This is a genomic window from Streptomyces sp. NPDC107559, from assembly GCF_055657365.1.
The window spans coordinates 124361-137007 of record NZ_JBVKBD010000007.1; the positions used below are offsets into that span (position 1 = coordinate 124361).

The 12647-nt window shown below is 70.3% G+C and carries 11 protein-coding genes; 2 read left to right on the top strand and 9 right to left on the bottom strand.

The window, feature by feature from the left end; all coding sequences use genetic code 11:
* Positions 1-28: 28 nt before the first annotated feature.
* From ruvX to ACZ7OY_RS21840, 4 genes are read right to left on the bottom strand one after another with little or no spacing between them, the layout of a single operon-like run.
* Entirely contained in the window at positions 29-493 is a 465-nt protein-coding gene (gene ruvX, locus ACZ7OY_RS21825) for a Holliday junction resolvase RuvX (protein WP_152894630.1), read from the bottom strand.
* 24 nt (positions 494-517) lie between these two features.
* Positions 518-3190 carry an alanine--tRNA ligase gene (alaS, locus tag ACZ7OY_RS21830; protein WP_471912884.1) on the bottom strand — a complete coding sequence of 891 codons (2673 nt, stop codon included), beginning with the start codon at positions 3188-3190 and terminating at the stop codon, positions 518-520.
* On the bottom strand, positions 3190-3534 hold the full coding sequence (locus tag ACZ7OY_RS21835) for a hypothetical protein (RefSeq protein ID WP_385527278.1): 345 nt from the start codon (positions 3532-3534) through the stop codon (positions 3190-3192). The genes alaS and ACZ7OY_RS21835 overlap by 1 nt, the downstream gene beginning before the upstream one ends.
* Positions 3535-3541: 7 nt before the next feature.
* On the bottom strand, positions 3542-3991 hold the full coding sequence (locus tag ACZ7OY_RS21840; RefSeq protein WP_471912885.1) for a DUF948 domain-containing protein: 450 nt from the start codon (positions 3989-3991) through the stop codon (positions 3542-3544).
* 160 nt (positions 3992-4151) lie between these two features.
* On the opposite strand from ACZ7OY_RS21840, the gene ACZ7OY_RS21845 reads away from it, so the two are divergent.
* Complete coding sequence (locus tag ACZ7OY_RS21845; protein ID WP_471912886.1) at positions 4152-6341, top strand: ATP-binding protein; 2190 nt, start codon at positions 4152-4154, stop codon at positions 6339-6341.
* Between the two features lie 21 nt (positions 6342-6362).
* Here the strand turns inward: ACZ7OY_RS21845 and rpsD are convergent, their stop codons facing one another.
* The 5 genes from rpsD to ACZ7OY_RS21870 form a co-directional block, all read right to left on the bottom strand.
* Positions 6363-6977, bottom strand: a complete 615-nt coding sequence (gene rpsD / locus ACZ7OY_RS21850; RefSeq protein ID WP_471912887.1) for a 30S ribosomal protein S4 — start codon at positions 6975-6977, stop codon at positions 6363-6365.
* A 328-nt stretch (positions 6978-7305) separates the two neighbouring features.
* Entirely contained in the window at positions 7306-8661 is a 1356-nt protein-coding gene (locus ACZ7OY_RS21855; RefSeq protein ID WP_471912888.1) for a replication-associated recombination protein A, read from the bottom strand.
* A gap of 44 nt (positions 8662-8705) precedes the next feature.
* Entirely contained in the window at positions 8706-9362 is a 657-nt protein-coding gene (locus tag ACZ7OY_RS21860; protein WP_384724298.1) for a vitamin K epoxide reductase family protein, read from the bottom strand.
* Positions 9363-9635: 273 nt separating this feature from the next.
* Entirely contained in the window at positions 9636-10898 is a 1263-nt protein-coding gene (gene hisS, locus ACZ7OY_RS21865; RefSeq protein WP_471912889.1) for a histidine--tRNA ligase, read from the bottom strand.
* Between the two features lie 14 nt (positions 10899-10912).
* Positions 10913-11620 (bottom strand): MBL fold metallo-hydrolase, encoded by a 708-nt coding sequence (locus ACZ7OY_RS21870; protein ID WP_384729405.1) that lies wholly within the window; start codon positions 11618-11620, stop codon positions 10913-10915.
* A 168-nt stretch (positions 11621-11788) separates the two neighbouring features.
* Between ACZ7OY_RS21870 and ACZ7OY_RS21875 the strand changes: the two genes are divergently transcribed.
* Complete coding sequence (locus ACZ7OY_RS21875) at positions 11789-12619, top strand: peptidylprolyl isomerase (protein WP_471912890.1); 831 nt, start codon at positions 11789-11791, stop codon at positions 12617-12619.
* The last annotated feature ends 28 nt before the right edge of the window (positions 12620-12647 follow it).

Sequence of the window (12647 nt, forward strand, 5' to 3'; positions counted from 1 at the left end):
CATCGCGCGGAACGTTACCGTATCGCGATCAGATGACCACTTCGACGCCCTCACCGGGTGGATTGCCTGACACCCGTTCGGATTCCAGCGCCTGCTGAAGAATGATGACAGCAGCCGCCTGGTCGATGACCGACCGGCCCTTCTTGGATTTCACTCCCGAGGCCCTCAGTCCCTGACTGGCCGTCACCGTCGTCATCCGCTCGTCGACGAGGCGGACCCCGACCGGGGCGACGCCCCGGGCGAGCTCCTCTGCGAAACCGCGGACCTTGGCCGCGGCCGGGCCCTCGCCCCCCTTGAGGGAGCGAGGCAGACCGACCACGACCTCGATGGGTTCGTACTCCTCGACGAGTTGCCTCAGCCTACGGTGCGCCGCCGGGATGTCCCGCCCGGGGACGGTCTCCACCGGGGTGGCGAGGATCCCGTCGGGGTCGCACGAGGCGACCCCGATACGGGCGTCCCCGACGTCGATCGCGAGTCGACGTCCTCTTCTCATCTTCTCGACCGTTTCTTGCTCTTCTTACTTCGCGGTCTCGGCGACCAGTCGCTCGACCGCCTCGACGGCCTCGCCGACGGCGGCCGGGTTCTGGCCGCCGCCCTGGGCGACGTCCGGCTTGCCGCCACCGCCACCGCCGAGCGTCTTGGCGGCCGTACGGACCAGGTCGCCGGCCTTGAGGCCACGCTCGCGGGCGGCCTCGTTGGTGGCGATGACCGTCAGCGGCTTGCCGCCCACCGTGGTGAACAGGGCGACCACCGCGGCCCGTCCGCCCTGGATGCGGCCGCGCACGTCGAGGACCAGCCTGCGCAGGTCGTCGGCCGTGGTGCCGTCCGGGACCCGGCCGGTGACCAGGGCCACACCGTGGACGTCCCGGGCCGACTCGGCCAGACCGGCGGCGGCCTGGAGGACCTTCTCCGCGCGGAACTTCTCGATCTCCTTCTCGGCGTCCTTCAGCTTGCCGAGCATGGCGGAGACCTTCTCCGGGAGCTCCTCCGGACGGCCCTTGATCAGCTCCTGGAGCTGGGCGACGACCGTGTGCTCCCGGGCCAGGAAGTTGTAGGCGTCCACGCCGACGAGGGCCTCGATCCGGCGGACGCCGGAACCGATCGACGACTCGCCGAGCAGCTTCACCAGACCGAGCTGGGCGGTGTTGTGCACGTGCGTGCCGCCGCAGAGCTCCTTGGAGAAGTCGCCGATGGTCACGACGCGGACCCGCTCGCCGTACTTCTCGCCGAACTCGGCGATGGCGCCCTGCTTCTTGGCCTCGTCGAGGCTGAGGATCTCGGCGTGCACGTCCAGGTCCCGGGCGAGCACCTCGTTGATCTTCTGCTCGACGTCGGTCATCACGGCCGTCGGGACGGCGGCCGGGGAACCGAAGTCGAAGCGGAAGCGGCCGGGCTGGTTCTCGGAACCGGCCTGGGCGGCCGTCGGGCCGAGGGCGTCGCGCAGGGCCTGGTGGGTGAGGTGCGTGGCCGAGTGGGCGCGGGCGATCGCCTTGCGGCGGCGTCCGTCGATCGAGGCGTGGGCCTTGGCACCGAGGGTCACCTCGCCGACCTGGACGACGCCCTTGTGCACGTACACGCCCGGGACCGGCTTCTGGGTGTCACGGATCTCGATGACGGCACCGGTGTCGACCTTGATCCGGCCGGTGTCGCCGATCTGGCCGCCGCCCTCGGCGTAGAACGGGGTGCGGTCGAGGACGATCTCGACCTCGTCGCCCTCGCTGGCGGCCGGGGAGGAGGCGCCGTCGACGAGGATGCCGACGATCGTCGACTCCGTCTCGGTGTCGGTGTAGCCGGTGAAGTCGGTCGCGCCGGCCTTGTCGGCGATCTCGCGGTAGGCGCCGACCCCGGCGTGGCCGGTCTTCTTGGCCTGGGCGTCGGCCTTGGCGCGCTCCCGCTGCTCCTTCATCAGCCTGCGGAAGCCGTCCTCGTCCACGGACAGGCCCTGCTCGGCGGCCATCTCCAGGGTGAGGTCGATCGGGAAGCCCCAGGTGTCGTGGAGCAGGAACGCCTTGTCGCCGGCCAGGACGGTGCCGCCGGAGGCCTTGGTCTCGGTGACGGCGGTGTCCAGGACGTTGGTGCCGGCGTTCAGCGTCTTGAGGAAGCGGGTCTCCTCGGCGAGGGCGACCGTCTCGATGCGCTCGCGGTCGGTGACCAGCTCCGGGTACTGCTGCCCCATCATCGCGATCACGGTGTCGATGAGGTCCTTGACCACCGGGCCCGTGGCGCCGAGCAGACGCATGTTGCGGATGGCACGGCGCATGATGCGGCGCAGGACGTAACCGCGGCCCTCGTTGCCGGGGGTCACACCGTCGCCGATGAGCATCACGGACGTGCGCATGTGGTCGGTGACCACGCGCAGGGACACGTCGGACTCGTGGGCGGCGCCGTAGGCGACACCGGTCAGTTCGGTGGCCTTGTCGATGACGGCCATCGAGGTGTCGATCTCGTACATGTTCTGCACGCCCTGCAGAATCATGGCGAGGCGCTCCAGGCCGAGGCCCGTGTCGATGTTCTTGCTCGGCAGGTCCCCGAGGATCTCGAAGTTGTCCTTGCCGATGCCCTCGCCCCGCTCGAACTGCATGAAGACGAGGTTCCAGATCTCCACGTACCGCTCGTCGTTGACGGCCGGGCCGCCCTCGACGCCGAACTCGGGGCCGCGGTCGTAGTTGATCTCGGAGCAGGGGCCGCACGGGCCGGGCACGCCCATGGACCAGTAGTTGTCCTTCATGCCCAGGCGCTGGATGCGCTCCTTGGGCACGCCGACGACCTCGTGCCAGATGCGCTCGGCCTCGTCGTCGTCCTTGTAGACGGTGATCCAGAGCTTCTCCGGCTCCAGGCCGTAACCACCCTTGTCCTGGGGGCTGGTGAGCAGCTCCCAGGCGTGCTTGATGGCGCCTTCCTTGAAGTAGTCGCCGAAGGAGAAGTTGCCGCACATCTGGAAGAACGTGCCGTGCCGGGTGGTCTTGCCGACCTCTTCGATGTCGGGCGTGCGCACACACTTCTGCACGCTGGTGGCGCGCGCGAACGGCGGCTTGACCTCGCCCAGGAAGTAGGGCTTGAAGGGCACCATGCCGGCCGGGACCAGGAGCAGAGTCGGGTCGTCCGCGATGAGCGACGCCGAAGGGACGACGGTGTGCCCGCGCTCCTCGAAGAAGCTCAGCCAGCGGCGGCGGATCTCAGCCGACTCCATCAGTGGTCCTCATTCCGGTTGTACGAGTACGTCGACCTCTCGACGTACTTCGGGTTGTTGCGGTTCTCGATGGCGACGAAGCGCCGGGGAGCGGGGAGTTCGGGGTCCGCGTGGATCCCGAGGGCCTCACCCAGTTCGGCCTCCCGCCGGGCCATGTTGTCGCGGACGTCGAGCGCGAAGCCCACCGCTCTGTCCTTGAGGCGGTGGCCCGTCTCCAGTGCCTTGTTCGCCGCGGTCGCGGCGAGGCTCTCGGGCGTCAGCTGCTTCAGCTTGCGGTTGACCTTGGTGGTGGCCCACACACCGGCGGCGACGCCCGTGGTGAACCAGAAGGTACGGCGGAACATCGCTGGGTCAGTCCCTCTCTCCGCGGGCGTTGCGCTTCTCCCGCCGCGAGGCCGGGACGGTGCGGCCCACGATCACGGTACGCCGGGGGGCCTTGGCGGGCACGTCGTCGCCTCGGCGGGCGCCCAGGGCCCGGCGTACGCCGTAGCCGAAGGCCGCGACCTTCACCAGGGGACCGCCGAAGGTGGACGCTACGGTCGTCGACAGCGCCGAGGCGTTCGACGTGACCTCCTGGACGTCCGACGCGATCGAGTCGACCCGGTCGATCTGGGTCTGCGCCGAGCGCACCGCCGCGGAGGCGTCGGCCAGCAGCGGGACGGCCTGCTCGGTCACGTCCGCCACGAGCTTGGTGGTCGCCCTGAGCGTCTGGGCCAGCCTCGCCAGTGCCACCGCGAGGAAGGAGACCAGGATCGCCCAGAAGACGGCCACCAGGATCCCGGCCACCTCTCCACCGGACACTGCGCACCCGCTCCCTGAAACGTGCCTCTACATCGAAAAAGTCGTGCACCGAGCCTATCGCGCCGGACGTGCGGCTCCGTACCGGATTACCGCCCGCGCCGCCAGTGTTCGCGTCCGGCGATTGTACGGAATGAACACGAGTCAGTACGCTCCGTGCATCATGCGAGACCGACAGCGCGAAGACCGCACCCCGCACGGCAGCCTTCCTCTGGAGACCGACCGGTTCGTGGGGCGGACGAACGAACTCGCCGCGCTGGCCGGAGCGCTCGACGCGGCACGACTGGTGACGGTGACCGGGCCCGGCGGGGTCGGCAAGTCCCGGCTCGCGGCCTGCGCCGCGGCGCGGCGCACACCGGGCGAGGGCGGGTGGCGCGACGGGGTGTGGCGGGTGGACCTGACGCCGCTGCGCGACCCGGAGTTCGTCGCCTACGCGGTCGTGGAGGCCCTGGGTCTGACCGACCACACCACACGGCTGCCCCGGGAGACCCTCCTCGCGTACCTCGGCGGCCGTCAACTCCTGCTGCTCCTCGACGGGTTCGAGCATCTGGTGGAGCCCTGTGCGGCGCTGGTGAGCGATCTGCTGCGGCACGCGCCGGGGCTGGCCGTGCTCGCCACCGGCCGCAGACCGCTCGGTGTGGCGGGGGAGCGCCTGCTCCCGCTGGCTCCGCTGGACGAGGACGCGGCGGTCGAACTGTTCGCCGACCGCGCCGCCCAGCTGGGGCTGGCGGTCGACGGCGACGAGGACGTACGGGAGCTGTGCCGGCGTCTGGACGGGATCCCGCTGGCGATCGAGCTGGCGGCGGGGCGGCTGCGGGCCCTCTCCCCCGGGCAGCTGCTCGACCGGTTCGAGGACCGGTTCCGGCTGCTGACGGGCGGTGCCCGGGACGCCCCGGCGCGCCACCAGACGCTGCGCACGGCGATCGGCTGGAGCCATGAGCTGTGCACGCCGGGGGAACGTCTGCTGTGGGCGCGGCTGTCGGTGTTCGCCGGCCCGTTCGACCTGGAGGCCGTCGAGTACGTGTGCAGCGGCGACGGCCTGGACGCCGACGACGTCCTCGACGTCCTGTCCGAGCTGCTGGCCCAGTCCGTGGTGGCCCGCGAGGACACCGCGACGGGCGTGCGCTACCGGATGCTCGGCACGCTGCGGGCGTACGGCGCCGACTGGCTGGAGGCCATGGGCGACGCGACCCGGCTGCGGCGGCGCCACCGCGACTGGTACATGGGGCTGGCGACCTGGTGCGAGCTGGACTGGTTCTCGCCCCGGCAGCGGGAGGTGGCCGCCAGAATCGAGGCGGAGCTGCCGAATCTGCGCCGCGCCCTGGAGTACTGCCTGACCGAGCCGGACGAAGCGCATCTGGGCCAGTATCTGGCGGGCTCGCTGTGGTTCTACTGGGCGGGCTGCGGCCGGCTCTCGGAGGGACGGCGCTGGCTGGAGCGCAGCATTCAGCTGGACGCCGAGCAGACGGCCAACGAGCAGTCGCGGCTGAAGGCGCTGTGGGTGCTCGGCTATGTCGCGATCCTCCAGGGCGACGCGGTGCCCGCGCTGGCGGCGCTCCAGGAGTGCCGGGAGGGGGCGGAGCGGGTCGCCAGCCCGACGGCGCTCGCCTACGCGGAGCACCGCACCGGCTGTCTGGCCCTGGTCACGGACGACATGGCCCGTGCGGAGACGCTGCTGCGCTCGGCGCTGGAGCGGTACCAGGAGATCGGCGAGCTCAACAGCAACGTCCTGATGGGACAGGTCGAACTGGCCATGGCGCGGGCGTTCCAGGGCGATCTGCCGGGCGCGGTGACGCTCTGCGAGGACGTCCGGCAGGTGTGCGAGGACCACGGGGAGCGGTGGACGCGCTCGTACGCCCTGTACGTCCTCGGGTACGCCGCCTTCCGGGACGGTGATCTCGCGGGGGCCCGGGAGCTGCTCACGGAGTGTCTTGCCGGTGCCCATGCCTTCCGTGACCTGCTCGGTTCGGTGCTGGCGGTGGAGCTGCTGGCCCTGGTCACGGTCGCCGAGGGCGACGCGGCGGAGGCCGCGGTGCTGCAGGGCGCGGCGGCCGGCATGTGGCCCTCGGTGGGGCTGCCGCTGTTCGGCTCGGCGTACTACAACGCCCCGCACGAACTGTGCGAGACGAAGGCCCGGGACCGGCTGGGCGACGAGCGGTACGAGGAGTGCGTACGGCAGGGGGCGCGGCTGGGCCGGGAGGCCGGGGTGGCGCGGGCGCTGGGCCGGGGCCGGGGGCGGTCGCTGGAGGCCCTGCCCGGACCGCGCGGGTCGGTGCGGCCGGCCCGGGACGCCGCCGGAACGCGAGAACCCGCCGCCTCGCCCACCCGGAAGGGCGGGGAGACGGCGGGCTGAGGTGCTACACCCGGCTGGTGATCAGCGGGCGTAGTACTCGACGACGAGCTGCTCGTCGCAGATCACCGGGATCTCCTTGCGGTTCGGCTCACGGTCCAGGCGGAAGGCCAGGGCTGCGAGGTTCACCTGGAGGTAGCGCGGGGTCTCGCCGTCGGGGGCGAACCCACCGGCGCGGGAGACCTCGAACAGCGGCTTGCTGCGGCTGCGCTCGCGGACCATCACGACGTCGTCGGGACGGACGCGGAACGACGGCTTGTCGACCTTGCCGCCGTTGACCTCGATGTGGCCGTGCACGACCATCTGGCGGGCCTGGTAGATCGTGCGGGCGATGCCCGAACGCAGGACCAGCGCGTCGAGACGACGCTCCAGCTCGATGATCAGGGCCTCACCGGTCTTGCCCTGGACCTTGGAGGCACGCTCGTAGGCGCGGACGAGCTGACGCTCGGACACGTCGTACTGCGCGCGCAGACGCTGCTTCTCGAGCAGACGGACCTTGTAGTCCGAGTTCTGCTTGCGGCCGCGGCCGTGCTCGCCCGGCGGGTAGGGGCGGGCCTCGAAGTACTTGACGGCCTTCGGGGTCAGCGCGATGCCGAGGGCACGCGACTTCTTGACCTTGGGGCGGGACTGATTCGCCACTGTCTGTATCTCTTTCCTGGGTTTCGGCTCACCAGAGTTAAGGGAGGTCGCATCCGCAGCCGGGGAAACCCGTCTCGTCCCTGCGGACGGGGCGGGCAGCCGCTCCCTGGTCTGGGCACATACGTGCAGCACGCGAGTGGCCCACCGACCTCTCCCGGGATTCCGGGTGGTGGTGGGCTGCCCGCGACACCTTCGAAGGTGCGCGACGCTCCTGGAATCCCCGCCCTGCGACAGGGTTCCGGCTGGATGTCCCGTTCTGGTGATGCCGACGCCTTCTTACGACGGGCCGGACACGGGACTCAGCACTCCGGTGGATTCTACAGGGTGCTCAGGGCGCCCTGCGACCGAGGTGCTTCCTGGTCCATTCGACCGCGTCCGCGTAGCGTGCCTCGCTGCCGTGCCGGGTGGGGGTGTAGTACTCGCGGTCCTTGAGGGCGTCCGGCGCGTACTGCTGGGCCGCGATGCCCTCGGGCACGTCATGCGGATACACATAGCCCTGCGCGTGGCCCAGCTTGGCCGCGCCCTTGTAGTGCCCGTCGCGCAGATGCGGCGGCACCGGTCCGGCCAGTCCCTTGCGTACGTCGTCCAGCGCGGCGCCGATCGCCGTGGTCGCGGCGTTGGACTTGGGGGCCAGGGCCAGGGCGATGGTGGCGTGGCTGAGGGTGAGGGCGGCCTCGGGGAAGCCGATCATGGCGACCGCCTGGGCGGCCGCGACAGCTATGGGCAGGGCGTTCGGGTCGGCCAGGCCGATGTCCTCGCTGGCGGAGATCATCAGGCGGCGGGCGATGAACCGGGGGTCCTCGCCGGCCTCGATCATCCGGGCCAGGTAGTGCAGGGCCGCGTCGACGTCGGAGCCGCGGATGGACTTGATCAGGGCGCTGGCGACGTCGTAGTGCTGGTCGCCGTCGCGGTCGTACTTCACCGCGGCGCGGTCGACGGTCTCCTCGAGGGTGGTCAGCGAGATCAGCGGCTCGCCCTTGTCGAGCGCGGCGCCCGCGGCCGCCTCGAGGGCGGTGAGGGCGCGGCGGGCGTCGCCCCCCGCGATGCGCAGCAGGTGGTCCTCGGCGTCCTCGGGGAGGGTGACGGTGCCCTTGAGTCCGCGGTCGTCGTCCAGGGCGCGGCGCAGCAGGCCGCGCAGGTCGTCGTCGGTGAGGGGTTCGAGGGTGAGCAGCAGGGAACGGGACAGCAGCGGCGAGATCACGGAGAAGTACGGGTTCTCCGTGGTCGCGGCGATCAGGGTCACCCAGCGGTTCTCGACCGCCGGGAGCAGGGAGTCCTGCTGGGCCTTGCTGAAACGGTGGATCTCGTCGAGGAAGAGGACGGTCTCCTTGCCGTAGCCGCCGCTGGCCCGGCGGGCGCCGTCGATGACCGCGCGGACCTCCTTGACGCCGGCGGTGATCGCGGACAGTTCCACGAAGCGCTTGTCGGTGGCCTTCGAGACCACGTACGCCAGGGTGGTCTTGCCGGTGCCGGGCGGGCCCCAGAGGATCACCGAGGAGGGTCCCGCGGGACCGCCCGTGCCCTCGCCGACCAGCCGCCGCAGGGGCGAGCCCGACTTCAGCAGATGCCGCTGGCCCACCACCTCGTCGAGGGTGCGCGGACGCATACGGACCGCCAGGGGGCTCCCTGCGGGGTCCTTCTCCTGGCGGTCTTCGGCAGCTGCGGTGAACAGATCGGGCTCCACCCTGGAAACCCTAAATCACCGCACCGACAATCCCGGCGGACCGGTCAGCTGGTCCAGAACTCCCACCAGCGGGTCAGGACCAGCATGCCGATGATGCCGACGTGCAGGACCGGCATGACCCAGGTGAACTCGCCGAAGAAGCCCTTCAGCCAGCGGGGGGCGGGCAGGAAGTCGTTGCGGACGTTGAACGACGTGACGTACCAGAACATGGTGATGGTGGCGACCCAGGCCAGGGAGCACCACAGGCACAGCGCGTTGATCCGGTACAGGGACTGGAACTGCAGCCAGGTGCAGAAGGCCACCCCGAAGAGGGTGCCGAAGTTGAAGGTGAGCCAGTACCAGCGCGGGAAGCGGGCGCGGGCCAGCAGGCTCATGCCGACGCAGATCACGATGCCGTAGCAGACCAGGCCGAGCATCGGGTTGGGGAACCCGAAGGCGGCGGCCTGCTTGCTCTCCATCACGCTGCCGCAGGAGACCACCGGGTTGAGGCTGCAGCCGGGCGTGAACGTGGTGCCGGCGACCTTGGCCTCGAGCAGCTTGAACTTGTCGATCGTGATGACCCACGCGGCGAGCAGTCCCGCGGCGCCGGTGATCAGCAGCAGGATCGCAAACGCACGGCTACCGCCCACCGTGCGCGGCGCGGTGGCGGCGCGTCCGGGCTCGGGGTCGGTGGAGACGTCCTTGACTGTCGTCTTGCTCATCACGCCGATTCCGTCACTTGAGAGGTGGACCTGCTTGCGGGCTGGGGCCATTGTGCCGTACGGGGGCCGCTGCGCACCGTTCGGTGCGGATAAGGAAGCGCCTGCGGCAGGTCCCGGCGTCCGGTTCCGGCCAGTCGCCGCAGGGGACGAGAAGGGCGCCGGTGCCCCTTCGGCACCGGCGCCCTTCCACCCGTACGACTGACGGGAAATCCCGCACGACTGACGGGAATCCCGGACGGCCGACGGGAAATCCCGTACGGCCGACGGGACGTCCTAGCCCAGCCGTGACTCCAGTTCCGCCACGATCTCGTTCACGCCGACCGCCGTCTGCTCGCCGGACTCCATGTCCTTGAGCTGGACGACGCCCTCGGCGAGGTCGCGTTCGCCGAGGACCAGGGCGTAGCGGGCGCCCGAGCGGTTGGCTGCCTTCATCGCGGCCTTCAGGCCCTTGCCGCCGTAGGCGAAGTCGGCGGCGACGCCGTTCTTGCGCAGTTCGGTGACCTTGGCGAACAGGACGCGGCGCGCCTCCTCGCCGAGCGGGACGGCGAACACGCTGGTGGCCGCGGGAAGTTCGAGCTCGATGCCCTCGGCCTCCAGCGCCAGGACCGTGCGGTCGACGCCCAGCGCCCAGCCGACCGACGGCAGCGCGGGGCCGCCGATCATCTCGGACAGGCCGTCGTAGCGGCCGCCGCCGCCGACCGCGGACTGCGCGCCCAGGCCGTCGTGGACGAACTCGAAGGTCGTGCGCGTGTAGTAGTCGAGACCGCGCACCAGCTTCGGGTCGTCCTCGAAGACCACACCCGCCGCCGTGACCAGTTCGCGGACCTCCTCGTGGTACGCCTTGCAGGCGTCGCAGAGGTAGTCGCGCAGCAGCGGCGCCTCGGTCAGCTGCTTCTGGACGTCGGGGCGCTTGTCGTCCAGGACGCGCAGCGGGTTGATGTCCGCGCGACGCAGGGTGTCCTCGTCCAGGTCCAGACCCCGCAGGAAGCTCTGGAGCGCCTCCCGGTACACCGGGCGGCACTCCTTGTCGCCCAGGCTGTTGAGCAGGATCCGGAAGTCGCGCAGGCCCAGCGAGCGGTAGGCCTGGTCGGCCAGGATGATCAGCTCGGCGTCCAGCGCCGGGTCCTCGGCGCCGATCGCCTCGGCACCGACCTGGGAGAAGTGCCGGTAACGGCCCTTCTGCGGGCGCTCGTAGCGGTAGTACGAGCCGGAGTACCAGAGCTTGACCGGCAGGTTGCCCGTCTTGTGGAGGTTGGCCTCCAGGGCGGCACGGAGCACGGAGGCGGTGCCCTCGGGGCGCAGGGCGAGCCGGTCGCCGCCCTTGGTCTCGAAGGCGTACATCTCCTTGGTCACGATGTCGGTGGACTCGCCGACACCGCGTGCGAACAGCTCCACGTTCTCGAAGCCGGGTGTCTCGACGTAGCCGTAGCCGGAGCTGCGCAGGGGCGCGGCGATCGCCTCGCGGACCGCCAGGTAGACGGCGGAGTCCGGCGGGATCAGGTCGTAGGTGCCCTTGGGGGCCTGGAAGGTACTCACGGAAAAGTCTCTCGTCACATTCCTCGTCGGGGAGCGTCCACGCTCCCGAGGCCGGCCGCCAGCTGCCGCAGATACGGGTTGGCGGCGCGTTCCTGGCCGATGGTCGTCTGGGGGCCGTGGCCGGACAGCACCACGGTCGAGTCGTCGAGCGGCAGGCACACACGGGCCAGCGAGTCGAGCATCTCGGCCATGTCGCCGCCGGGCAGGTCGGTGCGTCCGATGGAGCCGGCGAACAGCAGATCCCCGGAGAAGAAGACCGACGGGATGTCGGCGGTCTCGGGCATCCGGAAGGTCACCGACCCCTTGGTATGGCCGGGCGCGTGCGCGACGGACAGCTCCAGCCCCGCCAGCTCCAGCTTCGCGCCGTCGGTCAGCTCCTTGACGTCGTCCGGCTCGCCGACGGTCAGCTCGCCCATCAGCGGCATCCCGATGGAACGCCCGAGCGACTTCTCGGGGTCGCTCATCATGTACCGGTCCTCGGGGTGGATCCAGGCCGGTACGTCGTGCGCGCCGCACACCGGGACGACCGAGGCCACATGGTCGATGTGGCCGTGGGTGAGGACGACGGCCACGGGCTTGAGCCGATGCTTCCTGAGCGTCTCCTCGACTCCTGCGGCGGCCTGGTGGCCCGGGTCGATGATCACGCACTCCTCGCCGGCGGCGGGGGCGACGAGATAACAGTTCGTCCCCCAAGCCCCGGCTGGGAACCCGGCAATGAGCACGATCGTCCTTCGTTGTGTCGATACGGGCGACTACGGCAGTGCTCAGAAGCCTACCGGCGCTGCCGAATCCTCAGCGAACCCATATACGGTACGGGGCACACGCAGGCGATCGGCACACCAGACGCGCGCGTCCCCGTGGGCGCTCGAGACGCATGAGGAGAAAACCCCGTGGTCACCCAGGAACAGCGGCGGCGGCAGCTCGCCCGGGAGAAGTTCTTGCGGCAGCAGCAGCGACGTACATCCGCCCGGCGCAAGTCGCGCGTTCGCAACTCGGTGATCGCGTCGGTCCTCGGCGTGATCCTGGTCGGCAGCCTCGCGCTGTACACGACCGGGGTCCTCAAGGGCGACGACGACAAGGTCAACGCGAGCGCCACCGCGTCCCCGAGCGCGAGCACGCCGAAGGACCCGTGCGAGAAGGCCGCCGCGGGCGCGGTCAAGACGGAGACCTGGAAGAAGGAGCCGGCGGTCACGATCGACAAGTCGGCGAAGTACACGATGAAGCTGGCCACGACGTGCGGCGACATCGACATCGCGCTGAAGGCGTCGGCGGCCCCGCACACGGTGAACTCGTTCGACTTCCTCGCGGGCAAGGGCTACTTCGACCACACCAAGTGCCACCGGCTCACCACCAACGGCATCTACGTGCTTCAGTGCGGTGACCCGCAGGGCACCGGTACCGGCGGTCCCGGCTACACGATCCCGGACGAGAACCTGAAGGACGCGAGCCTGAAGAACAACGTCTACCCGGCGGGCACGGTCGCGATGGCGAACCAGTACGACGCCAGTTCGGGCCAGGGACGTCACACCGGCGGCAGCCAGTTCTTCCTCGTCTACCAGGACAGCCAGCTTCCCCCCAACTACACACCGTTCGGTACGGTGTCCGAATCGGGGCTGAAGGTACTGAAGAAGATCGCCGCCGCGGGCGAGAACACGGGGGCCGGGGACGGGGCCCCGAACGCGACCGTCGTCATCGACAAGGCGACCGTCGCGAAATCCTGATGACCAGCACGGCCAGCTCCGAAATTTC